The sequence below is a fragment of the Pseudomonas paracarnis genome (genome assembly GCF_904063055.1).
In the GTDB taxonomy this organism is placed as follows: domain Bacteria; phylum Pseudomonadota; class Gammaproteobacteria; order Pseudomonadales; family Pseudomonadaceae; genus Aquipseudomonas; species Aquipseudomonas paracarnis.
This window is the reverse complement of sequence record NZ_CAJFCN010000001.1, coordinates 498994-525013: the sequence shown is the minus strand read 5'-3', so window position 1 is coordinate 525013 and position 26020 is coordinate 498994. Positions and strand designations below refer to the sequence as shown.

The window sequence follows — 26020 nt, the reverse complement described above, 5'->3', positions numbered from 1 at the left end:
ATTGGTCGCCATTCTTTCAGCCATTGTGGGTTTTGTGAACCCGTCAACGATGAATCAATGACCGTTTCCAGCGTGTCCACCGGCATGCCCAGCGCCCTGCCCCGCGCCTTTGCCGTCGCGCCCCGGCTTGCCGGCTTCACTTTCACGCATCGCTTGGGTGGCCTTGGCTTTTTGCGCCTCACGGCCCAACTGGTCGAGCGCGGCCAGGTTGCTCTTGCGCACCGTCTCGACAAAGCCCTGGAAGGGTACATCGGTGATGCCGACCAGGCCGAAATGGCCGTTTTCACCATCCAGCAGACGCCCGGTGACCGGCTGGTCCAGGTACTGGAACCAGTGCACCCCGACAATCGACGGCTCGGCCACCGCCTGTTTGAGGAAGGTGGAGTACGCCGCGCCGCGGTCTTCTTCGCGGGCCAGTTGCGTCACGCCGCCCCAGAACGGGCCACGGTCGGCAGAGCCAAAGTTGAATTCGGTGATCAGTACCGGTTTGTCCAGCGCACGCAGGGCGGCGAAGTCATACCCGTCCTGGGGTTTCAAGGTGTACATGTTGAAGCTCAGCACATCGCAATACTGCGCGCACGAAGCGACCGCTTCCGGCGTGCTCACCGCAAAACGGCCGCCCAGCAACAGCTGGTTGGGCGCGTGCCACTTCAACGAGTCGGAAATGGTCTTGAAGTAAGCATCGGCGAAGGTCTTCTGGAAATACTTGAAGTCGGCTTCGATCTCCGGGTGTTCAGGGCTGGGCATCGGCGGCTCAAAGCCGGGATCTTCCATCAGCTCCCAACCGGCCAGTTGAATGCCCCAGGCTTTGGAAAGGCCCTCTTCATTGCGGTATTTATCGCGCAGTTGCTTGAGGAAGGCGCGCTTGGCCGGCACGTCGGTGGTCATGCGCAGGGTGCCGTAGGCCAGGGCGTAACGGGATTTTGCATCCTCGCCGGGGCCGGCCCAGGCCAATTCGTTGTCGGCAAAAAAACCGATCAACCACGGGTCGTCACGATGATCGCGGGCCGCGATGGCCACGGCGCGTTCGGTGGCCATGGCAAAACGCGGGTCGAACGGGTCGGGCATACCGCCCCACCAGTCGGTGCCGGTACTGATGCTGGCATAGTCACCGACAATCGACAGCGGCAAGGTGTACGGCACGCGGTCGGCAGTGGCCAGGTCCGGATCGCTCCAGTTGCCGACGGTGTTAAAGCCCCAGGCTTGCAGGCGATCGAGGGTATGGGTCACCCAGCGTGGCTGGTCCAACGCGTCACCGCCGTAAGTGCGTTGCAGGTTGGCGCCGTAGAAATCGTACCAACGCCCCGAGCCAAAGCCGCGACCTTCGCCGGCGCCGTTGCCGGTGCGGCTGTCGTCGCTGCCGTAGTACTTGTCAAAGGGTTCGCCGGCCTTGGGCAGCGCCGCGAACATCCACTCGCGCCCCGCCACGTAGGTCTGGCTGTTGTCCGGCGCCACGGTGTTCACACCCAGGGAGTAGAACGGATGCCCGTCCGGCGTCACCAGGTACCAGCGGCCGTCGCGCTTCTGGGTGCGGAAAAAGCCGCTGGCGTCGAAGGCCGGGCCCTTCTTCCAGCCACCGTATTGATCCAGGGAGGACTTGTCCCGCTCGGCCAGCCAGGTCTTGAGCTGCTGTTGTTCCTTGGCGGCCGATGCCTTGAGTTGCTCGTCGTTGCTGACCTTCTCCGGCCAGCGCGCGCGGTTGGATTGGCCATAGGCATCCACTAGTTCAGTGTAGGCAGCCTTCAATACTGGCTCGCTGTCCTGCACGCCAAAGCGCTCCAGCAGGATACTTTGGGCGGCATTGGGCTTGAGCATCGACAGGGTCACCGAGACCACCTGGCTGCGGTCGATTTCGCCGGCGCTGGCGGCCAGCAATACCCGTTGGCCATCCACCGTCATCGGCATCGGCGGGCCGGCCTTCATACCCTGGCTCAGGGGAGCGTTGGCTTGCAGCGGGACGAGCAACGTCTGGGCCGGGCCGGCCGGCAGGTCGATGCGGCTGACGAGCGTCTTGCCGTCGGCGCTCTGCACCTTGACGTAAAGGGTCAGCGCCCAGTTCATTGCGCTCTGGATACGCAGGCTCATGGCGCTCGATTGCGACCAATCCCACGTCCCCGTCTGCGGGCTGAGCACCAGGCTCGGCTCGGCCGCTGGGTTGAAGGTGATGCGGCGCAGCACCTCGCCTTCGGGGGTTTGTTCGGCGTTGTATTGCGGCAGGCTGGCGTCCTGGGTCGCCACCTTGACCACATCGGCAGGCCGGACGAAGTTGAACAGCGTTTGTTGCCCCTCGGGCGCCGCCATCAAAGGCGCAGCGAACAGCAGGGCAAAAAGAGCGGGCAGCGTGCGGATCATACGAACAAGGTTCTCCCAAACGGCCGATGACTGGCCTGATGATAGTGATGAGATAGACCACAGAGTGGGCGAATCCGCCCACGGTGGCTTAAGAAATTTCGCGCCTGAACGGCGGCAAGGCATTGAGGATCGCCTTGCCATAGCGCTGGGTAACCAGGCGACGGTCGAGCAAGGTGATGGTGCCGCGGTCTTCTTCGGTACGCAGCAGACGCCCGCAGGCCTGCACCAGCTTCAGTGAAGCATCCGGCACCGAAATTTCCATGAACGGGTTGCCGCCCCGGGCTTCGATCCATTCGGCCAGTGCGGCCTCGACCGGGTCATCCGGCACCGAGAATGGGATCTTGGCTATCACCACGTGTTCGCAGTAGGCACCGGGCAAGTCCACGCCTTCGGCAAAGCTGGCCAGGCCAAACAACACGCTGGAATCCCCACCGTCGACCCGCGCCTTGTGCTTGTTCAGGGTTTCCTGCTTGGACAGATTGCCCTGGATAAACACTTGCTTGCGCCAGTCGCGGTCGAGGCCGTCGAACACGTCCTGCATCTGTTTGCGCGACGAGAACAGCACCAGGGTGCCGCGGGAGCCTTCCACCAGAGACGGCAAATCGCGAATGATCGCCGTCGTGTGCGCCGCCGCGTCCCGTGGGTCGGCCTTGAGGTCTGGCACCCGCAGCACGCCGGCGTCAGCGTGATGAAACGGGCTGGGCACCACGGCGGTGACGGCTTTTTTCGGCAGGCCGGCGCGCATGCGGAAGCGGTCAAAGGTGCCCAGGGCCGTCAGCGTGGCCGAGGTTACCAGGCAGCCGTAGGCGACGTTCCACAGGTTGCGGCGCAGCATTTCAGCGGCGAGGATCGGGCTGGCGTTGACCTCGATATCGAACAACGCACCGCTTTCCGACAACGTCAGCCAGCGGGCCATGGGCGGGTTGTCTTCCGGGTCTTCGACGGTAAAGGCGGTCCACAGCTCCCAATTGCCTTGGGAACGAGACAGCAAACTGCCGAACAAGGGATACCACTCTTCGGCCTGGTTGCTGGCGATGCCGATATTGACCTCGCCATCCATGCCTTCCTTGAGCAAATCCGTCAGGCGGGTGAACAGGTCGGTCAGGCGTGAAAAGCCTTTCTTCAGCTCGATGCCCATTTCGCGCATGTGCTCGGGAATCATCCCGCCGACAAAACGGTGGCGCGGGCGCTCTCGGCCTTCGACGTCTTCACCGGGCTTGAAGTCCGCCACCTGCTCGCAGGCGCTGAACATGAATTGCTGCTGGGTCTTGATCTCGCGCGCCAGCTCCGGCACTTGCTCGATCAACTTGCCCAGGTCGCCGGGTAACGGGTGCTGGGCCAGCAACTTGGTGAGATTCTTGGCAGTGGTTTCCAGCCAGTCGGCCGTGGAACGCAAACGGGTGTAGTGGGCGAAATGGCCAATGGCCTTGTCTGGCAGGTGGTGGCCTTCGTCGAAGACGTAGAGGGTGTCGCGGGGGTCGGGCAGTACCGCACCGCCGCCCAGGGCGAGGTCAGCCAATACCATGTCGTGGTTGGTGACGATGACGTCCACTTTGCCCATGCCTTCGCGCGCCTTGTAGAACGCGCACTGGCCGAAGTTGGGGCAATGGCGGTTGGTGCATTGGCTATGGTCGGTGGTCAGGCGCGCCCAGTCGGAGTCTTCTAGGGCAGTGGGCCAGCTGTCGCGGTCGCCGTCCCATTTGTTGCCGGCCAGCTTCTCGATCATGCTGGTAAACAGCTTCTGGCTGGCCTCATCCACCTCGATCTTGAAGCCTTCTTCTTCGAACAAGGAGGCGGTGGCGGTTTGGGCGTGGCCTTCCTGCAGCAATACGTCGAGCTTGGACAGGCACATGTAGCGGCCACGGCCCTTGGCCAGGGCGAAGGTAAAGCTCAAGCCGCTGTTGCGCATCAGGTCGGGCAAGTCTTTGTAGACGATCTGCTCTTGCAGCGCGACGGTAGCGGTGGCGATCACCAGGCGCTTGCCAGCAGCCTTGGCCGTAGGGATCGCAGCCAGGCTGTAGGCCACGGTCTTGCCGGTACCGGTACCGGCCTCGACGGCCACTACCGCAGGCTCACCCTCGCGGCGGCCTTCGTCGTCGGTGTCGATATCCCCGAGGACTTTTGCCACTTCGGCGATCATCAGGCGTTGGCCGTAGCGCGGTTTCAAGCTCTTGGCTTCGAGAAAACGCGAATAGGCGCCCTGGATCGTGGTTTTGAGTTCAGTGCTGATCATGGATAGTCGGGCGCAAAAAACGCTGGATAAATTTTCAGTGGTTCGGATCGGCCGCTATCATACCCCGCTAATTAATCCCGCGCAGAACGGAGTACCACAATGACCGCGTTTAGCCTCGCTTATACCCTGCATGTACTGGCCGCATTGATCTGGGTCGGCGGCATGTTTTTCGCCTGGATGATCCTGCGCCCCGCCGCCATGGCGGCGCTTGAGGGCCCTGCCCGGCTCAAGCTATGGGCAAATGTGTTTCAACGTTTTTTTGTATGGGTATGGGTGGCGGTGGTGCTTTTGCCGATCAGCGGCATTGGTTTGCTGCAACTGCGTTTCAGTGGTTTTGAGACCGCGCCGCGTTATGTGCAGGTAATGATGGGGTTGTATCTGGTGATGACGGCGTTGTTTATCCGCATCCAGGCGTTGAAGTTCCCGGAGCTGAAGGCCGCGGTGGCGGCTGAGAATTGGCCGGCGGGCGCGGCTGCGCTGGGGCAGATTCGCAGGTTGGTGGGGATTAATTTGATCGTGGGGTTGGTGGTGGTGGCGGTGGCTTCGGCTCGGCCGATGTTCTGAGGCGAGCCTTACACCGCTATCGCGGGCAAGCCCGGCTCCCACACTGGAATGCATTCCAAATGTGGGAGCCGGGCTTGCCCGCAATAGCGTCAGGCCAGGCGACTCAGAGCCGCTGGATAGTCACAGACCCCGCAGGCCCAGCCGGCCCCGGTTGCCCTTCCAACCCTGGCCGGCCCTTTTCGCCGCCGTCCGCGCGGTACACCAGGCAGCCCTTGGATTGCCCGCCCTTGCCGGGTTTACCCGCCACCCCAGCCAGGCCGCCCGGCCCGCCATCGACCCAGACCTTGATCTGTTCAGCCGGGAACGCCTGCGGCAACTCCAGGCGTACCTGGGCGCCCGCCGCCCCTGGCCGGCCATCGCCGCCGTTATCGCCATTAAAGCCGCGCCCGGCTGAGCCCCAGGTGCAACCCGGGTCCACGCCGTTGGCACCGTCCAGGCCCGCATATCCTTGGGCGCCAGCGCCGCCACGGGCATCCACCGACAGCGCTTGGGCAGTCAGCGAGTTAATGCGCAAGGTCAGGTCACGCCCAGCTTTGGCGGGTTTTTCGTGGGTGCCGGGGGCGCCCCGTGAGGTGATCTGGCTACCGTGCTCCAACTGCGCCTCGCGCACTTGCATTTGCAAGGCGGTATTGCCGGGCACAATGGTGATGCGTGCGTCGCGCCCCAAGTGCAGCTCATCCACCGTGACCTGGCTGATAGTGGCCGGAATCAGCAAGGTGCCGTAGTCCGCTACGTCCAGGCGTTCAAGCTGCAACACGCTGGTGCTGCTGGGCAGGCGCATCAAGGAATTGGTTTCGACACTGACGCTCTGGGCCAGGGCAACGGGGCTGACCAACAGGGCCAGCAGAAAAACCTTACGCATCATGGGGCTCCTGAGTGTTTTCAAATTTTTCTTTGAGCGCACAGTAACGACTTCTACCGGCGATTTGCCAGTGAAGGATCAAAAAACTTCAGTTCTGCCTCGGTGGGTATCGACCGTCGCGCTCTAGGCCCACGCGCCTAGCCGCGCTAGTCTCTACGGTCTTGATGCGAGGATCTGCAATGACCGCTGGAATTTCTGCCCGTACGCCCCAACACGCCTTGGCGGCCCTGCTGGACCTTCACAGGCCAAAACGCCTGTTGTTAGTGGGCGCCAGCCAATTTCCGGCGCTGGATGCCTTCAAAGCTGCGCACCCGGACACCGAGGTGTTCTATGCCGCGCCAGGGCCGTTGTCGGAAGACCTCGCGGTGCAGCGTTTTGACCTCGCGCTGGTGGTCGACTGCCTGGAGCACCTGCCCAAACCCCAAGGCCTGACCTTGCTCGGTGGCATTCGTAACCTCAACGCCAGCCGCATTGCGGTGCTGGTCGACCTGAGTGCCTGCGACTGGAAGGACACCGACTTTTTCTCCCTGGCCCTGCAAGCCGGTGAACGCTTCCAACGCGATGATCAGGTACTCACGCTGTTTACCTATGATCTGCTTGACTATAAACAGGTGCCGGACTGGCTCAACGCCCGCTTCTGGGCCAACCCGGAAAACTTCGGAAAGTATTGGTGGTAACCGATGAGTACATCCATTTGCCCGTGTGGCAGCGGCAATCTGCTGGATGCCTGCTGCGGCCATTATCACGCCGGTCACCCGGCCCCCTGTGCCAGCGCGTTGATGCGCTCGCGCTACAGCGCCTATGTGCTGGGCCTGGTCGATTACCTGGTCGCCACTACGCTGCCTGCGCAACAGGCCGGCCTGGACCGCGACGCCATTGCCGCCTGGAGTGCCCAGAGCACCTGGCTGGGGCTGGAGGTTGAAAGCTCCGAGGTGTTCGGCGGCCAGCCGGAACACGCCTTTGTCACCTTTACTGCGCGCTGGCATGACGCTACCGGTGAACATAGTCACCGCGAGCAGTCTTCTTTCGTACAGAATGAAGGGCGCTGGTACTTCATCGACCCTACGGTAGAAGTGAAGGCCGGACGTAACGATGCCTGTTTGTGTGGCAGTGGGCAGAAATTCAAGAAGTGCTGTTCCAGCTACTTCTAATGACTCGACGGGGATAATGCCATGCTTCGGATGTATAGCTTGATACTGGCGTTGACCCTGGGCCTGACCGGCTGCGCGTCCTGGTTCGAAGACGACGCGCCGCCACCCCACGTTTCCCTGGTCAAGGTCGAAGTGGTACGGGCCAAGCTGCTGGAACAGAAATTCAAGCTGTACTTTCGCGTGGACAACCGCGACGACGCCGACCTGACCGTGCGCGGCCTGGTCTACAAGGTCAGCCTGGGCAACCTGGTGTTGACCGAAGGCGAGTCCAACGAGTGGCTGACCGTACCGCCACGCGGTCATAAATTCTTCAAGGTCTCGGTGCGCACCAACCTCTGGCCGCAGGTGCGCGAGGTGGTGCAGATGTTGAAAAATCCCGACGAGCCCGTGCCTTATCGCCTGGAAGGCGAACTGAAAACCGGATTATTCATCGGTAATGACGTGCAGGTGGCACACAATGGCGAGATAATCCCCGGCGATTTTATTCCGGAGCAACATCGATGACACAGCAACCTCATGTCCATGGTCCTGACTGCAACCACGATCACGACCACCATGATCACGACCACGGCCATGTCCACGGCCCGAACTGCGGCCACGCTCATCAAGAGCCGGTGCGCAATGCGTTGAAGGACGTCGGTCGCAACGATCCTTGCCCGTGCGGCAGCGAGAAAAAATTCAAGAAGTGCCACGGCGCTTAAACCGTACTGAAGATCAAAATGCCGGCGGCCCCCCGCCCCAGCCTTGATCCAAGGTTGCAGGCGATCAAATGTGGCAGCGGGCTTGCTCGCGAACGCGTTCCGTCAGTTGATACAGACACTGACTGATACACTGCTTTCACGAGCAAGCCCGCTCCCACACAGGTCTGCGCCTGACTCAAGTTCTAATGCTTAACCCAAAACTCCCGCTTGCGTCGTTTCGCCGCGCTCACTAACGTAGCGCCTTTACTGACGCTACCCCCCGCAGGAGCTTTGCCATGGCCTCGCCAGCCCTCTTACATTTTCTTCCCCGGTTCGGCGTTGCCGCGGCAGTGGTCAGTGCCTTGGGCCTGGCCGGTTGCCAGCTCCAGAACACCCAGGACACCCTGCCGCCCGTTGCTGGCGTGCAGCCAATCAAGGGCCTGGCACAGAATGTGTCGGTGCGCCGCAATGCCCAAGGCATGCCGCTGATCGAAAGCAACACCTTCCACGACGCACTGTTCAGCCTCGGTTACGTGCACGCCAGCGACCGCATCACCCAGATGGTCACGCTGCGCCTGCTGGCCCAGGGCCGTCTGGCGGAAATGTCGGGGCCGCAAGTGCTGGACGTCGACCGTTTCATGCGGGCGGTCAACCTCAAGAAAAACGCTGGCGAGTTGTACAACGCCTCGTCGCCGCGCCTCAAACGCTTCTTTGAAGTGTATGCCCGAGGCGTCAACGCCTACCTGTTCCGTTATCGCGACAAGTTGCCGACGGACCTGTCCCAGAGCGGCTACAAGCCCGAGTACTGGAAGCCGGAAGATTCGGCGCTGCTGTTCTGCCTGCTCAATTTCAGCCAGTCGAGCAACTTGCAGGAGGAGCTTTCGGCCCTGGTGCTGGCGCAAAAGGTCGGCGTCGACAAACTCGCCTGGCTCACCCCAAGCGCACCGGACGAACCCGTCCCGCTGGCCGAAGCCGACAAGCTCAAAGGCGTCAACCTGAGCCAGATCACCGGCCTCGCCGGGCTAGAGACGGTGGGCCAGCAATTGCGCAGCCTTAATGCCCTGGGCGTCACCACCTCAAGCAACTGGGCCATTGGCCCGCAACGCAGCCGCAGCGGCAAGAGCCTGTTGGCCAACGACATCGCCGCGCAGCCACAAGCACCGTCGCCGTGGAACTACGTGCAGATTCGTGCGCCCAAATACCAGGCTGTCGGTGCTTCGATTGCCGGCCTGCCGACCCTGCTGTCGGGTTTCAACGGCAAGGTCGCGTGGAGCATGAGCGCGGTCAAGGGCGACACCCAGGACCTGTTCCTCGAGAAGGTCAAACGCCAGGGCAACGCGCTTTACTACGAGAACAACGGCAAATGGCTGCCGGCCGGCGTGCGCAACGAAACCTTCTTCATCAAGGGCCAGCGCTCGATTCGCGAAGTGGTGTACGAAACCCGCCACGGCGCCCTGCTCAACAGCAGCCAGGCGCTCACCAGCGGTCTAGGCCTGGCTTTGCAAACCGCCGACTTCAAGGACGACAAGAGCCTGGATGCGTTCTTCGACCTGTCCCGCGCACAAAACGCCGGCAAGGCCTCGGATGCTACCCGCGAGATTCGCGCCATCGCCCTGAACATGATCTTCGCCGACGCCAGCAACATCGGCTGGCAGGTTACCGGCCGCTTCCCCAACCGCCGCGAAGGCGAAGGCCTGCTGCCATCGCCGGGCTGGGACACGCGCTTTGACTGGGACGGCTACGCCGACGCGATGCTGCACCCGTACGACCAGGACCCGGCCCAAGGCTGGATCGGCACCGCCAACCAGCGCACCGCGCCGCGTGGCTACGGTATGCAACTGTCCAACGCCTGGGATGCACCGGAGCGCAGCGAACGCCTGGCGCAACTGGCGAACGCCGGCAAGCATGACAGCCGCAGCCTGATTGCCATGCAATACGACCAGACCACCCTCTTCGCCGCCAAGCTCAAGGGCATGTTCCAGGCACCCGGCATGGCCCAGCCCCTCAAGCAGGCCATCGAGGCCCTGCCGGCAGCGGAGCGTGCCAAGGCCCGCGAAGCACTGGAGCGCCTGATGGCCTTCGATGGTCGGCTGGCAACCACCTCGGCTGACGCGGCGATCTATGAACTGTTTCTGCAAGAAAGCGCCCGGCAAATCTTCCTCGACAAACTCGGCCCGGAAAACAGCGCCAGTTGGAAAGCCTTCGTCAGCAACGCCAGCCTGTCCTACTCGGCCATCGCCGACCATCTGCTGGGCCGTGAAGACAGCCCGTTCTGGGATGACACGCGTACACCGCAAAAAGAAGACAAACCCGCGATCCTGGCCCGTACCCTGGCCGCCGCCATCGCTACCGGCGACAGCCAATTGGGCGCCGACCACAAGGCCTGGCAGTGGGGCAAACTGCACAGCACCACATGGAAAAACACCAGCGACCAGGTCCTCCGCGGCCCCTTTGCCAGCGGTGGCGACCACAACACCTTGAACCCGGCGCCCTATAGCTGGGGCCAGGACTTCAACGCGACCCAGGTGTCGGCGCTGCGCATGATCATCGACTTCGGCCAGGCGGAACCGATGATGGGCCAGGGCGGCATCGGCCAATCCGGCAACCCGGCCAGCCCGAACTATGTCAGCGGCATCGACCCGTCGTTGAAGGCGCAATACCTGAGCTTTCCGATGCAGCCGCAGAACTTTGAAAAGGTGTATGGCAAGACAAGGTTGACCCTGACGCCCGGTAAGTAACCGGGCTTCCTTGACGAAACCGGATAACGCTGTGTGGCTTGCTGCGATAGCAGCCGACGGTAACCACGATGCGAAGCGAGTCGCTCTTGATCTGCTTTTGATTTTGATCTTAAGCGCCCCGTCAAACCACGCTGGCCGGAATTCGACAGGGATTTTGGGGGTAAACCGGCAGGGATGCCGGTTTAGCCGCCCCGCGCCATGGATGGCGCGTGGCGGCGGCCCCCCAAATCACTGGCGGATTACGGGCACACCGAGCCCAAGCGAGGTGCCGAGTGGTGGGGCAAGAGCCCTTTTGGTTACTTTTGGGGCTCTTTTCCAAAAGTGACCCGCTGTAAAAGCGGAACCCTAAGTGGCCGTTACCGCAGAAATGGATAAGTACACGGATAACAGCTTCGGCTGTCAGGCCGCCATCGCAGGCAAGCCAGCTCCCACAGTAGGATCGCCGGGGTGTCAGGTAGATAGGTGTCGGCTTTCAGACCGTCATCGCAGGCAAGCCAACTCCCACCTTTGCACTACCTGCATTCAGATAGAACTTCTGCACCCAGCCCCGCCTCATAACTAACAAGCCCACCGCCCCGGCACCCCCATGGACCTTGTCATCGCCCGCCCCGAAGGCCTCTACTGCCCTGCCGGTGATTTTTACATCGACCCCTGGCGCCCAGTAGAACGTGCAGTCATCACCCACGCCCACGGCGACCACGCCCGCACCGGCAATCAACACTACCTGGCCGCCGCCCCCGGCGAAGGTATCCTGCGCTGGCGCCTGGGCCAGGACATCAACCTGCAAACCCTGGCCTACGGCGAACGGTTGGTGCATCACGGCGTGACCTTGAGTTTTCATCCAGCCGGGCATGTTCTGGGCTCGGCCCAGGTGCGCCTGGAATACCAGGGCGAGGTCTGGGTGGCGTCCGGCGACTATAAGGTCGAGCCCGATGGCACCTGCGCACCCTTCGAACCGGTGCGTTGCCACACCTTTATCACCGAATCCACATTCGGGCTGCCGATTTACCGCTGGCAGCCTCAGGCGCAGATTTTTGCCGGGATCAATGACTGGTGGAAGGCCAATATCGCCAGCGGCAAAGCCAGCGTGTTGTTCTGTTATTCCTTCGGCAAGGCCCAACGCATTCTCCATGGGCTGGACGCCAGCATCGGCCCGATCCTCAGCCACGGCGCGGTCGAGCCGTTGAACCGGGTGTACCGCGAAGCGGGCATCTACATCCCCGAGACCCTGTATGCCGGCGACTTCAAAAAGACCGACCCACTGCTGCGCCAAGCCCTGATCATCGCCCCGCCCTCCGCCGGAGGCAGTACCTGGATGCGCCGCTTTGGCGACTACAGCGACGCCTTCGCCAGCGGCTGGATGCGCTTGCGTGGTACCAGACGGCGACGCGGTGTGGACCGTGGCTTCGTGCTCTCGGACCACGCCGATTGGCCCGGCTTGTTGTGGGCCATCGAACAAACCGGCGCACAACGGGTAATGGTCACCCATGGTTCGGTCGGTGTGTTGGTGCGTCACCTGCGGGAAAAGGGCTTGGATGCCCAAGGCTTCAGCACCGAATACGGCGATGACGAAGAAGAGGCTACTGCATGAAAGCCTTCGCCGAGCTGTACGCCAACCTCGACGCCACCACTTCCAGCAATGCCAAGCTTGCGGCTCTGCAAGCCTACTTCCTGCAGGCGCCGCCAGCCGATGCGGCCTGGGCGGTGTACTTTCTCAGCGGCGGGAGGCCGCGGCAACTGGTGCCGACGCGCCTGCTACGGGACATGGCCACCGAAGCGGCCGGCATCGAACCCTGGCTGTTCGAAGAGAGCTACCAGTCCGTAGGTGACCTGGCCGAGACGATCTCACTGCTCCTGCCAGAATCCACCTACACATCCGAAGACGGCCTGGCCGTGTGGCTGGAAGAAAAACTGCTGCCCCTGCGCGGTCTGCCACCCTTGGACCTTGCAGACCGGCTGCCGGCGCTGTGGGCGCAACTGGACCAACCGAGCCTGATGGTGTGCATCAAGTTGATCACCGGCAGCTTTCGGGTGGGCGTATCCAAACTGCTGGTGACCCGCGCCCTCGCTGCCATGGCCGACCTCGACAGCAAGCGCGTGGCGCAGCGGTTGGTGGGCTACACCGATTTGTCGAACCGTCCCACAGCCGAAGGCTACCTCAAGCTGATTGCCGCCGAATCATCCGACGAGCACGCGCAACGTGGCGGGCAACCCTATCCGTTTTTTCTGGCTCACGGGCTGGCGCAACCGGTGGAGCAATTCGACACCCTGCTCGGTTCACCCGCCGATTGGCAGGTGGAATGGAAGTTTGATGGCATTCGCGCACAACTGGTCAAGCGCGAGGGCCGCCTGTGGGTCTGGTCTCGCGGGGAAGAGTTGCTGACTGAACGTTTCCCTGAACTCCACAGCCTGGTCAGTGGCCTGCCCGATGGTACGGTGATTGATGGCGAAATCGTGGTGTGGAAAGACTCGGTGCAACCCTTCGCGCTGCTGCAACAGCGCATTGGCCGTAAAACCTTGAGTAAAAAAGTCCTTGAGGATGCGCCAGTGGCGGTGCTCGCGTACGACCTGCTGGAGTATCAGGGCGACGACTGGCGCAACCACACCCAAGCCGAACGCCGTACCCAATTGGAACAGGTCATCGCTGCGTGCAACCAACCGGTGTTATTGCCCTCGCCCTTGCTGGAAGGCAAGACCTGGGCAGCCTTGGCCGAACAGCGCGAAGCCTCTCGCAGCCTGGGCGTGGAAGGCATGATGCTCAAGGATCGCAACGGCCTCTACGGCGTGGGCCGCACCAAGGACATGGGCCTGTGGTGGAAGTGGAAGGTCGACCCCTTCAGCGTCGACGCCGTGTTGATCTACGCCCAGCGCGGCCATGGCCGGCGCGCCAGCCTCTACAGCGACTACACCTTTGCGGTATGGGACGGCCCGCCAGGCAGCGAGCGCACTCTGGTGCCGTTCGCCAAGGCGTATTCCGGGCTGACCGACGAGGAAATGCGCAAGGTCGACGCCATTGTGCGCAAAACCACAGTGGAGAAGTTCGGCCCGGTCAGCAGCGTGACGCCGAGCATGGTGTTTGAGCTGGGTTTTGAAGGGATTGCTCTGTCCAAGCGGCACAAGAGCGGAATTGCGGTGCGGTTTCCGCGGATGCTGCGCTGGCGCCAGGACAAGGCGGTGGAGGAAGCGGACAACCTGGCCACGCTACAAGACCTGTTGGCCTGATCCACCTCCCACCTTCTTGATAAATGAAAGATCCAGAATGGTGCACTGGAAATTCCATGCCCATTTTTGGGCACCGCCTACACTTGGAACTGCCTTACCCCACCGTTTAAAAAGCCCATCCGGAACTATGGTGCAGAAATTGCTACTTGTGGTGGGTCTGACACCGTTCAGTAACAGTCCTAATCGCGCCACAAGCGCTTATCTTGGTTTCCAGGGATTACCTAATGAAAAAAGCATTGCTGACCCTTTCTGCACTGGCTCTGTGCATGGCTGCTGGTGTTGCTACAGCCAAGGAATACAAGGAATTGCGTTTTGGTGTCGACCCTTCCTACGCACCGTTCGAATCCAAGGCCGCCGACGGCAGCCTGGTGGGCTTCGATATCGACCTGGGCAATGCGATCTGCGCAGAGCTGAAGGTCAAGTGCAAGTGGGTCGAAAGTGACTTCGACGGCATGATCCCGGGCCTGAAAGCCAATAAATTCGATGGCGTGATTTCGTCGATGACCGTGACTCCAGTGCGCGAGAAGGCCATCGACTTCTCCTCCGAGCTGTTCTCCGGCCCGACTTCGCTGGTGTTCAAGAAAGGCGCTGGCTATTCGACGCCAGAATCTCTCAAGGGCAAATCCGTGGGTTATGAGCAAGGCACCATCCAGGAAGCCTACGCCAAGGCCGTACTGGATAAAGCCGGGGTGACCACCAAGGCTTACGCCAACCAGGACCAGGTGTACGCCGACCTGACCTCCGGGCGCCTCGACGCTTCCGTGCAGGACATGCTGCAAGCCGAACTGGGCTTTCTCAAGTCGCCCGCCGGTGCTGGCTATGAAGTGAGCGCCGCTATCGACGACCCGCTGCTGCCGTCGAAAACCGCCATCGGTATCAAAAAAGGTAACACTGAACTCAAGGCGCTTTTGGATAAAGGTATCAAAGCGTTACACGATGATGGCACCTACGCCACTATCCAGAAGAAACACTTTGGCGATCTGAACCTGTACAGCGGCAAATAATGCCTGGGGCGCCCTGCTTCGGGTGGGGCGCTTTTTTATCGCCATAGGTCCTGATTTATGTTCGAAGATCTGTTGCAAACCCTCGGGCTGAGCGCATTCAGCCTGAAGGGTTTCGGCCCGCTGTTGCTGCAAGGCACCTGGATGACCATCAAGTTGTCGGTGCTGTCCCTGGCCGTCAGCGTAGTGCTGGGCCTGCTCGGCGCCAGCGCCAAATTGTCCAGCCTGGCCATTGTGCGTATCCCCGCCCAGCTCTACACCACCCTGATTCGCGGGGTACCGGACCTGGTGCTGATGCTGTTGATTTTCTACAGCCTGCAAACCTGGCTCAGTGGCTTTACCGACTTTATGGAATGGGAATACATCGAGATCGACCCGTTCAGCGCCGGGGTGATCACCCTGGGCTTTATCTACGGTGCGTATTTCACCGAAACCTTTCGCGGTGCGATCCTCGCCGTGCCCCGTGGCCAACTCGAAGCCGCCACCGCTTACGGGCTCAAGCGCGGGCAGCGGTTTCGCTATGTGACCTTCCCGCAGATGATGCGCTTTGCGCTGCCGGGCATCGGCAATAACTGGATGGTGATGCTCAAGGCCACCGCACTGGTGTCGATCATCGGCCTGGCAGACTTGGTAAAAGCCGCCCAGGACGCTGGCAAGAGCACCTATCAATTGTTTTATTTCCTGGTGCTGGCGGCGCTGATCTACCTGTTGATCACCAGCGCGTCCAACTTTGTCTTGCGCCGACTTGAACGTCGCTACTCCGCAGGCGCCCGGGAGGCCGTGCGATGATCGAGCTATTGCAGGAATACTGGCGCCCCTTTCTTTATAGCGACGGCCAGCACATCACCGGTCTGGCCATGACCTTGTGGCTGCTCAGCGCCTCACTGGTCATCGGCTTTCTGGTGTCGATCCCGCTGTCCATCGCCCGCGTTTCGCGCAAGCGCCTGGTGCGTTGGCCCGTGCAGTTCTACACCTACCTGTTTCGTGGCACGCCGCTCTATATCCAACTGCTGATCTGCTACACCGGCATCTACAGCCTTGCCGCCGTACGAGCACAACCGGTGCTGGATGCGTTCTTTCGCGATGCGATGAACTGCACCCTCCTCGCCTTCGCCCTCAACACCTGCGCCTACACCACCGAGATTTTCGCCGGGGCGATCCGCAGCATGGCCCACGGCGAAGTCGAGGCGGCCAAGGCTTATGGCCTAAGCGGCTGGAAGCTGTACGCCTACGTGATCATGCCTTCTGCGTTGCGACGCTCGTTGCCCTACTACAGCAACGAGGTGATCCTGATGCTGCACTCGACCACCGTGGCCTTTACCGCGACGATCCCGGATATCCTCAAAGTGGCCCGGGATGCCAACTCCGCCACCTTCATGACCTTCCAGTCATTTGGCATTGCCGCACTGATCTATCTGACGGTGACCTTTGCCCTGGTCGGCCTGTTTCGCCTGGCGGAACGCCGTTGGCTGGCCTTTCTCGGGCCGAGCCACTAAGGAGTTTGCATGCACCATCAGCTACATGACTTGATCGCGCCGGTGCCCGGCACGGCGCGGCAGATCCACAGTTTTCACTTCGGCCCGCAGCAGCCCGAAGGCAAGGTGTACATCCAGTCCTCCCTGCATGCCGATGAATTGCCGGGCATGCTGGTGGCCTGGCATCTGAAGGCGCGCCTGGCAGAACTTGAAACGGCCGGGCGCTTGCGTAGCGAAATCGTGCTGGTGCCCGTCGCCAACCCGGTGGGCCTGGAACAGGTATTGATGGATATCCCCTTGGGCCGCTACGAACTGGAAAGCGGGCAGAACTTCAATCGCCTGTTCGTCGATCTCAGCGAAGACGTCGGTAACCAGGTCGAAGACCTGCTGGGCGATGATCCCCAGCGCAATGCCCAATTGATCCGCAGCGCACTGTCCCACGCCCTGGCCGCGCACACCGCCCAGACCCAGTTGCACTCCCAACGCCTGGTGCTGCAACGCCTGGCCTGTGATGCCGACGTGGTGCTGGACCTGCATTGCGACTTCGAAGCCGTGACGCACCTGTACACCACGCCCGAAGCCTGGCCACAGGTAGAGCCGTTGGCGCGCTACCTGGGTTCGCAGGCCAACCTGTTGGCCACCGATTCCGGCGGGCAGTCTTTTGATGAGTGTTTCACCCTGGTGTGGTGGCAGTTGCAGCAACGCTTCGGCGAACGCTACCCGATCCCCATGGGCAGCTTGTCGGTGACCGTCGAGCTGCGTGGCCAGGGCGATGTCAACCACGGCCTCGCCGCGCTGGACTGCCAGGCCATCATTGATTATTTGATCCACTTCGGCGCCATTCGCGACAATGCAGCCCCCTTGCCTGCCCTGGCCTACCCGGCTACGCCGTTGGCGGCGGTGGAGCCGGTGACCACGGCGGTGGGTGGCTTGCTGGTATTCAACGCCCTGCCAGGCCAATACCTGGAGGCCGGGCAATGGGTCGCCGACATCATCGACCCCATTACAGACCGCGTAACGCCTGTGCACTGCCAGCACGCCGGGCTGCTTTACGCCCGTTCGCTACGCCGCATGGCCACGGCCGGCATGGTGATCTGCCATGTCGCCGGCACACAGGCCTACCGCAGCGGTTATCTACTTTCGCCTTGAGGATGCATGCCCCATGTACAAACTGACCGTTGAAGGCCTGCACAAAAGCTATGGCGACAATCAAGTGCTCAAAGGTGTGTCGCTCAAGGCCAAGACCGGTGATGTGATCAGCCTGATCGGCGCCAGTGGCTCAGGCAAGAGTACCTTCCTGCGCTGTATCAACTTTTTGGAAACCCCCAACGATGGCGCCATGACCCTGGACGGCCAAGCGATCCGCATGGTCAGCGATCGCCAGGGCATGAGGGTGGCTGACGACGCCGAGCTGCAACGCTTGCGCACACGGCTGGCGATGGTGTTCCAGCACTTCAACTTGTGGAGCCACATGAGCGTGCTGGAAAACATCACCATGGCCCCCCGCCGCGTGCTGGGTTGCAGCAAGAAGGACGCCGAAGACCGTGCCCGCCGCTACCTGGACAAAGTCGGGCTGCCGGCGCGGGTGGCTGATCAATACCCGGCATTCCTCTCCGGCGGCCAGCAGCAGCGTGTCGCCATCGCCCGCGCCCTGGCCATGGAGCCGGAGGTGATGCTGTTCGATGAACCCACGTCGGCGCTGGACCCGGAGTTGGTGGGCGAAGTGTTAAAGGTGATCCAGGGCCTGGCCGAGGAAGGCCGCACCATGATCATGGTGACCCACGAGATGAGCTTTGCGCGCAAGGTTTCAAGCCAGGTGCTGTTCCTGCACCAGGGTCTGGTGGAGGAGCAGGGCTTGCCGGAGGATGTGCTGGGCAATCCGAAAAGCGAACGCCTGCAGCAGTTTCTGAGTGGCAATTTGAAGTAGGCGCGAGCTTGCTCGCCAAAATCGTCAACGATAACGCGGGCCTCCAGATTAAACGCGGCGCCTGGGCTTTGTTCGCGGGCAAGCCCGCGCCTACAGTTGGAACGTCAGCACTGCTTGAAGGGTCTTTGAACTAACCCCTCCAGAGCGTCCGCTGCCGCATGGCAAAAACCCACGACTTCGCCAAGCAATGGTTTGCCACCCAAGGCTGGAAGCCATTCGCCTTTCAGAAAGAGGTATGGGCCGCGGTCAAGGCCGGCCAGTCGGGGTTACTGCATGCCAGCACCGGGGCGGGTAAAACCTATGCCTTGTGGTTTGCCGCACTCAACCGTTTCGCCATTACCCGCCCGCCCGCTACAAGCAAGCGCAAACCGCCTGCCCAGCCGCTGACCGTCCTGTGGATCACGCCGATGCGCGCCCTGGCCGCCGACTCCGCACGCGCCCTGCAAGCACCGCTGGAGGCCCTGCAGATTCCCTGGAGCGTGGGCCTGCGCACCGGCGATACCAGCAGCAGCGAACGCGCACGCCAGACCCGCCGCCAGCCCACCGCCCTGGTCACCACCCCGGAAAGCCTGACCCTGATGCTGGCCCGTGCCGACAGTGAAACCAGCCTGGCGCACCTGCGCATGGTCATCGTGGATGAATGGCACGAACTGATCGGCAATAAGCGTGGCGTGCAGTTGCAACTGGCACTGGCACGCTTGCGGCGCTGGCATCCTGAGTTGATGGTGTGGGGTATTTCCGCGACGCTGGGTAATCAGGCCCACGCCTTGGAGGTACTGGCCCCACAGGGCGGCGGCATCAATGTACAGGGGCAAACGGCCAAGGCACTGAAGGTCGACACCTTGCTGCCGCCCGTCACCGAGCGCTTTCCCTGGGCCGGGCATATCGGCTTGAAGATGTTGCCGCAAGTGGTCGCCGAGGTAGAGGCCAGCAGCAGTTGCCTGGTGTTTACCAACACCCGCGCGCAATCCGAGATCTGGTACCAGGCGATTCTGGGCGCTCGTCCGGACTGGGCCGGCTTGATTGCCCTGCACCACGGTTCGTTATCGCGAGAGACCCGGGACTGGGTGGAGCGAGCGTTGAAGGATGGACAGCTCAAGGCAGTGGTGTGCACTTCCAGCCTCGACCTGGGCGTTGACTTCCTGCCGGTGGAACGGGTGCTGCAAATCGGCTCCGCCAAGGGCGTAGCGCGGCTGATGCAACGCGCCGGGCGCTCCGGCCACGCACCAGGGCGGCCCTCACGGGTAACGCTGGTGCCCACCCACAGCCTGGAGCTGGTGGAAGCCGCAGCCGCCCAGGATGCGATCGCCCAACGGCGCATCGAAGCGCGGGAATCACCGTACAAGCCGCTGGATGTGCTGGTCCAACACTTGGTCAGCATGGCCTTGGGTGGCGGGTTTACTCCGGCGGCACTGTTGGACGAAGTGCGCGGCGCCTGGGCCTATCGCGACCTCACCGAAGCGGACTGGGCCTGGGCCCTGGGGTTTGTGCGCCATGGTGGCCTGTCACTCACCGCTTATCCGGATTACCGCCGGGTGGAGCCCGATGAGCACGGCATCTGGCGCGTTCCGGATGCCCGCCTGGCACGCCGCCACCGCATGAGCGTGGGCACCATCGTCAGTGACGCCAGCATCCAGCTCAAGTTCTGGAGCAAAGGCGGCGGCGGCAAGAACCTGGGCAGTGTCGAGGAAGGCTTTATTGCAAGGCTCAAGCCGGGGGATGGATTTTTGTTCGCGGGGCGGTTGCTGGAATTGGTGCGCGTGGAAAACATGACCGCTTACGTACGCCGCAGCAACGCGAAAAAAGCCGCCGTGCCACGCTGGAATGGCGGGCGCATGCCCCTTTCCAACGAACTGGCCCAGGCGGTGGTCGAGCGTTTTGATGCCGCCGCGCATGGGCACTTCGACGGCCCAGAGATGAAGGCGGTGCAACCGTTGCTGCATACCCAATTGCGCTGGTCCGGGCTGCCGACCCGCGAGCATTTGCTGGCTGAAACCCTGCGGTCGCGAGAGGGCTGGCACCTGTTTCTGTACCCATTCGCTGGCCGCCAGGTACACCTGGGCCTAGCCAGTTTGCTGGCATGGCGGGTCAGCCAGCAGCAGCCGCTGACCTTTTCGATTGCGGTGAATGATTATGGCCTGGAGCTGTTGAGCGCCACCGAGGTGCAGTGGCCCCAGTTGTTGAATACAAGGTTGCTGAGCCCCCAAGGCCTGCTGGCGGATGTGGTCGCCAGCCTCAATGCCGGCGAACTGGCCCTGCGCCGCTTTCGCGAGATTGCGCGAATCGCCGGGCTGGTATTTGCCGGGTATCCCGGCGCGCCAAAAAGCACGCGACAAGTGCAGGCTTCCAGTGGTTTGTTCTTTGAAGTGTTCAAGCAATATGACCCACAAAATCTGCTGCTGGCCCAGGCAGGAGAAGAAGTTCTGCGGGACGAGCTGGATATTCGCCGACTGGAACAGACGCTGAATCATCTGTCGACGCTGAAGCTGGACCTGCACAGGATCCAGCGGCCCACGCCCCTGGCCTTTCCGCTGCTGGTAGAACGGATGCGCGAAAGCATGAGCTCGGAAAAACTCTCGGAGCGCATCGCGCGGATGGTCAAGGACCTGGAAAAAGTCGCCGACAAAGGGCAAGGCTGATGCATTACCCACTGACGCTAGAAGGTGAAGAGCTATGGCTATTGCCGGAGAAAGCTGTGTACTGGCCCGCGCGTAAATGTTTACTGATCGCCGACGCGCATTTTGGCAAGGCGTCGGCCTATCGCAGCCTGGGGCAGCCGGTGCCACAGGGCACGACTACGGCCAACCTGGAAGGCCTGGACAGGCTGTTATCGGCCCTACCCTGCGAACAGTTGATCTTTCTCGGCGATTTCCTGCACGGCCCCGGCTCTCACGCCAGCGCCACCCTGAACGCAATCCGGGCCTGGCGTGAGCGCAATCGCACACTGGCCTTGATCTTGATTCGCGGCAATCACGACAAACGTGCCGGCGACCCACCACTGGACTTGGGCATCGACGTGGTCGCGGAGCCTCTGCTGACGGGCCCTTTCGCCTTGCAACATGAACCCGACGCCCATGCCAGCCATCATGTACTGGCGGGGCATGTGCATCCTGTGTACCACCTGCGCGGTAAAGGGCGCCAACGGCTACGCCTGCCGTGCTTCCAGGTCGGCGGGCGGGTAAGCCTGCTGCCAGCCTTTGGCGCGTTTACAGGGGGCTATGCCGTGGAGCAGGCCCCAGACCGCCGAATCTATGTGATCGGCGATCACCAGGTCTGGCCGATTCAATGATCGATAAGGCCTGCTCAGGGATCAGGCAACGGGCGCGGGTGGCGGCTCGTCCGGTAAGGTCGGCTCACCCGGTTCGGTAGGCTGTGGGTAATCAGGTTCGGGTTGACCAGGGATGCCCCCCGCGTGCGCGGGGTTGGCCATCAAGGACCAGGCCAGAACACCAATCTGGTTGGGTTCAAGCCGGGCGAGTTCTGCGCTGATTCGCGGGTCGATCTTCATAAGGTACTCCTCAAGTATGGCCCGGCGCGTTTCACACGCGCCGAAGCAGTACACCTAGATAGAGTCACTTTCTGCAGACAAATTCCCTTTACCCGAAGGCGCTTTCGATCAAGCGCGTGGGAGAGTGACGCCGCGTTGGCCCTGATACTTGCCCGCACGGTCCTTGTAAGACACTTCACAAGCCTCATCGGACTGCAGGAACAGCATCTGTGCCACGCCTTCGTTGGCGTAGATTTTCGCCGGCAAGGTGGTAGTGTTGGAGAATTCCAGGGTCACGTGGCCTTCCCACTCCGGCTCGAGCGGTGTGACGTTGACGATAATGCCGCAGCGGGCATAGGTGCTTTTACCCAGGCAGATGGTCAACACGTCGCGCGGAATACGGAAGAATTCCACGGTGCGCGCCAGGGCGAAAGAGTTGGGCGGGATGATGCACACGTCGCTCTTGACGTCGACGAAGCTCTTTTCGTCGAAGTTCTTTGGATCGACGATCGCCGAATTGATGTTGGTGAACACCTTGAATTCATCGGCGCAACGCACGTCGTAGCCATAGCTGGAAACACCGTACGAAATCACGCGCTCGTCGCCTTCGCCACGAATCTGACGTTCGACGAACGGCTCGATCATGCCGTGTTCCTGCGCCATGCGGCGAATCCACTTGTCCGATTTGATGCTCATGGCGGTGTCCTGAATAGCGAGGCGAAAAAAATCTGTGGGCCATCTTACCGGGGCCGGCGTTGGGGTTCAAAGGCCGTACGGGTTTTCTTGATCAATGCACGGCCGGTTATAAGCCATAGCGAGCGTGGCCGGGACCCGGACGGCAGGCGCCAATGACTGTAAATACCACCGCCAGTCACGAAAATAGAGAAACCTTCGGAAATACCATTGGCACGTTCCGGAAAAAGGGTTAAGGTGGCGCCACTGTGCTGCTTGTGTCACTGAGAATCTCTACACGATATGTTGAATTTCGATCCAACCATCTCCAAGAATTTTTCCTGCTCTTTGCACTCAGTCTCGGCCAGGGCTTTTCCTGAGTCGCAGTTAACTTTGTCCAAGGAGATACACCATGTCTAATCGCCAAACTGGTACCGTTAAGTGGTTCAACGATGAAAAAGGCTTCGGCTTCATCACTCCACAATCCGGTGACGACCTGTTCGTTCACTTCAAAGCTATCCAATCCGACGGCTTCAAAAGCCTGAAAGAAGGCCAACAGGTTTCTTTCATCGCTACCCGCGGTCAGAAAGGCATGCAAGCTGAAGAAGTTCAAGTTATCTAACTTGTACTGACTTAGTCGAAAAAACCCCGCCCTTAAAAGCGGGGTTTTTTTATGCCTGATCGTTCCCGCGCTCTGCGTGGGAACGCCTCTTGTGACGCTCGGCGTCGCGCTTTGGGACGCCGAGCGTCCAGAGCTGCATTCCCACGCAGAGCATGGGAACGATCAGAGCACAGCAAAACGCCCGGTGCATTCACATGCATCGGGCGTTTTGTCATCGCTGCCCTACCAATCGTTATTGGAACAACGACTCACTCGACAAGCCATTCTTCTCCAGGATCTCGCGCAAGCGCTTGAGGCCCTCTACCTGGATCTGCCGCACCCGCTCACGGGTCAGACCAATCTCCAGACCTACATCCTCCAGGGTGCTGCTCTCATGACCGCGCAGGCCGAAGCGGCGAATCACCACTTCACGCTGCTTGTCCGTGAGCTCTGACAGCCACTGGTCAATACTTTGGGAAAGATCATCGTCCTGCAACAGCTCGCAAGGGTCCGTCGGACGATCATCGGTCAGGGTGTCCAGCAGGGTCTTGTCCGAGTCCGGCCCCAGCGAGACATCGACCGAAGAGACACGCTCGTTAAGGCCGAGCATGCGCTTGACCTCCCCTACCGGTTTTTCCAGCAGGTTGGCGATCTCTTCAGGCGAAGGTTCATGATCGAGTTTTTGCGTCAGCTCACGCGCCGCCCGCAGGTAGACGTTGAGCTCCTTGACCACATGGATCGGCAACCGGATCGTGCGGGTCTGATTCATGATCGCCCGTTCGATGGTCTGGCGAATCCACCAGGTGGCATAGGTGGAGAAACGGAAGCCCCGCTCAGGGTCGAATTTTTCCACAGCCCGGATCAAGCCCAGGTTGCCCTCCTCGATCAGGTCCAACAGGGACAGCCCACGATTGACGTAGCGTCGGGCGATTTTCACCACCAGGCGCAGGTTGCTTTCAATCATGCGCTTACGCCCAGCCGGATCGCCCTTTTGCGACAGACGCGCAAAATGGACTTCTTCTTCGGGGGTCAACAGAGGGGAAAAGCCGATTTCATTGAGGTACAACTGGGTCGCGTCGAGCGCCCGCGTATAGTCAACGTACTTGTGCTGCTTCAACGCGGCAGCATTCTTGGATTTGGTGCGAACTGAAGGTGGTGATACCCCTTCATTATCTGACATCGTTTCCAAATCGATACCGGCCTCCATAAGGAGAACCTCATCGTCGATGTCAAACTCCGGCACTTCTTTACTGAGAGCCATTGTTATAGTCCTTTGGTGAGTTCGACCTCAAGCTCAAGCGACGCCTCTATCCTTGGCAACGCTGGAGCCTGTTCCTTCTACGTGAGGGAACAGGCTGTGCAACACATCAACGACGGGGCAGGAATTGCAGCGGATCTACAGGCTTCCCTTGGCGGCGAATCTCAAAGTGCAGTTTCACCCGGTCTGTGCCCGTTGACCCCATTTCGGCAATCGTCTGTCCGACCTTGACCTGCTGCCCCTCCCGAACCAACAACCTGCGGTTATGACCGTAGGCACTGACGTAGGTATCGCTGTGTTTGATGATGACCAGCTCGCCGTAGCCCCGCAAACCACTCCCGGCGTACACCACTGTCCCATCAGACGCAGCTAAAACAGGCTGTCCCAAATCCCCGGCGATATCAATGCCTTTATTCAAACTACCGTTTGAAGAGAATTTTCCAATCAACACTCCGTTTGAAGGCCATCCCCAACCGGTCGGCGCAGGCCCGGCGGGTGGCAACGGCGCGGGTGCCGGCTTGCTCGCAACCGTAGGCGCGGCGCTGCCTGCAGGCCGGGTAATGATGGTGGTCTTGCTCGAGGACGATGGCGAAGATCCCGACTTTGTCACAACTGCCGTAGGTGCAGAACCTGAGCGACCATCGAAACGAATGGTCTGCCCCGGATGGATCGTATACGGCACAGGAATGTTGTTACGGGCGGCCAGCGCCTTGTAGTCCCAGCCGTAACGAAAGGCAATCGAGAACAGGGTGTCGCCTTTGCGCACCACGTATTGGCCAGTGGTGACCGTAGGTCTCTGGGGGGTTGCGTTGGTACGGTCAACGACCCGCGCACCGCCGGATGGCGTGCTCGAGCAGGCTGCCAATAAGGAACTCAAGACAAGGCCAAGCACCAGTCGCTGAAAGCTTGTTTTACTCATTCGCTGCGCAGGACCTGTGAGACTCACCCGCCGCTCCCTTTGTGGTGGCTGAACGTTAACGCCTGGATCAGGCTTGAAATATGACGCAAGTATAACTGGGCATTGGCTTTTTACTGGCACCTGACTGAAAGGAAAAATTCATCATGTTTAATCGTGGCTGCCAGGTGTGTTGATTCAATAGACCCCGCCGTAAGACACATCCCCGCTTACAGAATTCACTGCCCGCGAATAAATGATCAGGCCAGCGGGCCGTTGAGCAAGGGGACGAAACGCACGGCACCGAGTACATGCCGGGAAAAACCTTCGTCCTCACGGATAATAAGCATCAACTGTTGCACTTCGCCGGAGCCCACTGGGATGACCAGCCGCCCGCCAGGTGCCAATTGATCCAGCAAGGCTTGCGGCACATCGGTGGCCACGGCGGTGACGATGATACCGTTGTAGGGCGCCAGCGCCGGCCAGCCCTCCCAGCCATCGCCCCAGCGGAATACCACGTTGCGCAGGTTCAGCTCCACCAGACGCTCTTTGGCCCGGTCCTGTAGCACCTTGATGCGCTCGACCGAAAACACTCGCTCTACCAATTGCGACAGCACGGCCGTCTGATAGCCAGAACCGGTACCAATCTCCAGCACCTTGTCCAACGGCCCCGCCGCCAGCAATAGCTCGCTCATACGCGCAACCATATAGGGCTGAGAGATGGTCTGGTTGTGGCCGATGGGCAACGCTGTGTCTTCATAGGCGCGATGTGCCAGCGCCTCATCGACAAACAGATGCCGCGGCGTGCGTCGGATTACTTCCAGCACCTGTGCGTTGGACAAGCCTTCTTCATACAGACGCTGGATCAACCGCTCCCGGGTGCGCTGGGAGGTCATCCCGAT

At 61.1% G+C, this 26020-nt stretch carries 24 protein-coding genes; 16 read left to right on the top strand and 8 right to left on the bottom strand.

Translation table 11 applies throughout. The features are described from left to right. Window positions 1-54 precede the first annotated feature (54 nt). Both JMV15_RS02345 and dinG read right to left on the bottom strand, forming a co-directional pair. Window positions 55-2352 carry a beta-galactosidase gene (locus JMV15_RS02345; protein ID WP_038449331.1) on the bottom strand — a complete coding sequence of 766 codons (2298 nt, stop codon included), beginning with the start codon at window positions 2350-2352 and terminating at the stop codon, window positions 55-57. 88 nt (window positions 2353-2440) lie between these two features. After that, window positions 2441-4585, bottom strand: a complete 2145-nt coding sequence (gene dinG, locus JMV15_RS02340; protein ID WP_130175126.1) for an ATP-dependent DNA helicase DinG — start codon at window positions 4583-4585, stop codon at window positions 2441-2443. Window positions 4586-4684: 99 nt separating this feature from the next. Between dinG and JMV15_RS02335 the strand changes: the two genes are divergently transcribed. Then, window positions 4685-5149, top strand: a complete 465-nt coding sequence (locus JMV15_RS02335; protein ID WP_014717262.1) for a CopD family protein — start codon at window positions 4685-4687, stop codon at window positions 5147-5149. A gap of 103 nt (window positions 5150-5252) precedes the next feature. Here the strand turns inward: JMV15_RS02335 and JMV15_RS02330 are convergent, their stop codons facing one another. Continuing rightward, window positions 5253-6011: a collagen-like protein gene (locus tag JMV15_RS02330; protein ID WP_019817848.1), complete on the bottom strand. Its 759-nt coding sequence runs from the start codon at window positions 6009-6011 to the stop codon at window positions 5253-5255. A gap of 179 nt (window positions 6012-6190) precedes the next feature. Between JMV15_RS02330 and JMV15_RS02325 the strand changes: the two genes are divergently transcribed. From JMV15_RS02325 to pdeM, 14 genes are all read left to right on the top strand, one after another. Continuing rightward, window positions 6191-6688: a DUF6231 family protein gene (locus JMV15_RS02325; protein ID WP_014717260.1), complete on the top strand. Its 498-nt coding sequence runs from the start codon at window positions 6191-6193 to the stop codon at window positions 6686-6688. 3 nt (window positions 6689-6691) lie between these two features. Further along, the gene (locus JMV15_RS02320; protein WP_003189238.1) at window positions 6692-7162 is read left to right on the top strand and encodes a YchJ family protein; all 471 of its coding nucleotides are present in this window, start codon (window positions 6692-6694) and stop codon (window positions 7160-7162) included. A gap of 21 nt (window positions 7163-7183) precedes the next feature. Continuing rightward, window positions 7184-7666: an LEA type 2 family protein gene (locus tag JMV15_RS02315; RefSeq protein WP_014717259.1), complete on the top strand. Its 483-nt coding sequence runs from the start codon at window positions 7184-7186 to the stop codon at window positions 7664-7666. After that, entirely contained in the window at window positions 7663-7863 is a 201-nt protein-coding gene (locus tag JMV15_RS02310) for an SEC-C metal-binding domain-containing protein (protein ID WP_003189235.1), read from the top strand. The genes JMV15_RS02315 and JMV15_RS02310 overlap by 4 nt, the downstream gene beginning before the upstream one ends. A 275-nt stretch (window positions 7864-8138) precedes the next feature. Continuing rightward, a complete protein-coding gene (locus tag JMV15_RS02305) occupies window positions 8139-10580 on the top strand; it encodes a penicillin acylase family protein (protein WP_201491250.1) in 2442 nt (813 codons plus the stop codon). Between the two features lie 586 nt (window positions 10581-11166). Beyond that, window positions 11167-12171: a ligase-associated DNA damage response exonuclease gene (locus JMV15_RS02300; RefSeq protein WP_014717257.1), complete on the top strand. Its 1005-nt coding sequence runs from the start codon at window positions 11167-11169 to the stop codon at window positions 12169-12171. Continuing rightward, window positions 12168-13802, top strand: coding sequence for an ATP-dependent DNA ligase (locus JMV15_RS02295; RefSeq protein ID WP_032903242.1), 1635 nt, complete (start codon window positions 12168-12170; stop codon window positions 13800-13802). The genes JMV15_RS02300 and JMV15_RS02295 overlap by 4 nt, the downstream gene beginning before the upstream one ends. Before the next feature lie 224 nt (window positions 13803-14026). Next, window positions 14027-14806 carry a transporter substrate-binding domain-containing protein gene (locus tag JMV15_RS02290; protein ID WP_014717255.1) on the top strand — a complete coding sequence of 260 codons (780 nt, stop codon included), beginning with the start codon at window positions 14027-14029 and terminating at the stop codon, window positions 14804-14806. 57 nt (window positions 14807-14863) lie between these two features. Beyond that, entirely contained in the window at window positions 14864-15592 is a 729-nt protein-coding gene (locus tag JMV15_RS02285) for an ABC transporter permease (protein ID WP_014717254.1), read from the top strand. After that, the gene (locus JMV15_RS02280; RefSeq protein WP_003189226.1) at window positions 15589-16299 is read left to right on the top strand and encodes an ABC transporter permease; all 711 of its coding nucleotides are present in this window, start codon (window positions 15589-15591) and stop codon (window positions 16297-16299) included. Before JMV15_RS02285 ends, JMV15_RS02280 begins: the two co-directional genes overlap by 4 nt. Before the next feature lie 9 nt (window positions 16300-16308). Then, a complete protein-coding gene (locus tag JMV15_RS02275) occupies window positions 16309-17427 on the top strand; it encodes a succinylglutamate desuccinylase/aspartoacylase family protein (RefSeq protein ID WP_072434311.1) in 1119 nt (372 codons plus the stop codon). Between the two features lie 13 nt (window positions 17428-17440). Further along, window positions 17441-18205, top strand: coding sequence for an ABC transporter ATP-binding protein (locus JMV15_RS02270; RefSeq protein WP_014717251.1), 765 nt, complete (start codon window positions 17441-17443; stop codon window positions 18203-18205). A 158-nt stretch (window positions 18206-18363) separates the two neighbouring features. Further along, window positions 18364-20844: a ligase-associated DNA damage response DEXH box helicase gene (locus JMV15_RS02265; protein WP_201491249.1), complete on the top strand. Its 2481-nt coding sequence runs from the start codon at window positions 18364-18366 to the stop codon at window positions 20842-20844. Continuing rightward, the gene (gene pdeM, locus JMV15_RS02260) at window positions 20844-21494 is read left to right on the top strand and encodes a ligase-associated DNA damage response endonuclease PdeM (protein WP_201491248.1); all 651 of its coding nucleotides are present in this window, start codon (window positions 20844-20846) and stop codon (window positions 21492-21494) included. The genes JMV15_RS02265 and pdeM overlap by 1 nt, the downstream gene beginning before the upstream one ends. 21 nt (window positions 21495-21515) lie before the next feature. Here pdeM and JMV15_RS02255 read toward each other — a convergent pair whose 3' ends face one another. Both JMV15_RS02255 and dcd read right to left on the bottom strand, forming a co-directional pair. Further along, on the bottom strand, window positions 21516-21713 hold the full coding sequence (locus tag JMV15_RS02255; protein WP_005785769.1) for a hypothetical protein: 198 nt from the start codon (window positions 21711-21713) through the stop codon (window positions 21516-21518). Window positions 21714-21821: 108 nt separating this feature from the next. Then, window positions 21822-22388, bottom strand: a complete 567-nt coding sequence (gene dcd, locus JMV15_RS02250) for a dCTP deaminase (protein WP_003189215.1) — start codon at window positions 22386-22388, stop codon at window positions 21822-21824. 388 nt (window positions 22389-22776) lie between these two features. Between dcd and JMV15_RS02245 the strand changes: the two genes are divergently transcribed. Beyond that, window positions 22777-22986: a cold-shock protein gene (locus JMV15_RS02245; RefSeq protein WP_002554837.1), complete on the top strand. Its 210-nt coding sequence runs from the start codon at window positions 22777-22779 to the stop codon at window positions 22984-22986. Between the two features lie 232 nt (window positions 22987-23218). On the opposite strand, the gene rpoS is transcribed toward JMV15_RS02245, so the two are convergent. From rpoS to JMV15_RS02230, 3 genes are all read right to left on the bottom strand, one after another. Then, entirely contained in the window at window positions 23219-24226 is a 1008-nt protein-coding gene (rpoS, locus tag JMV15_RS02240; RefSeq protein WP_003189214.1) for an RNA polymerase sigma factor RpoS, read from the bottom strand. 106 nt (window positions 24227-24332) lie between these two features. Then, entirely contained in the window at window positions 24333-25169 is an 837-nt protein-coding gene (locus JMV15_RS02235; protein WP_032893170.1) for a peptidoglycan DD-metalloendopeptidase family protein, read from the bottom strand. A 209-nt stretch (window positions 25170-25378) separates the two neighbouring features. Continuing rightward, window positions 25379-26014, bottom strand: a complete 636-nt coding sequence (locus JMV15_RS02230; protein ID WP_169850588.1) for a protein-L-isoaspartate(D-aspartate) O-methyltransferase — start codon at window positions 26012-26014, stop codon at window positions 25379-25381. Window positions 26015-26020: the final 6 nt, after the last annotated feature.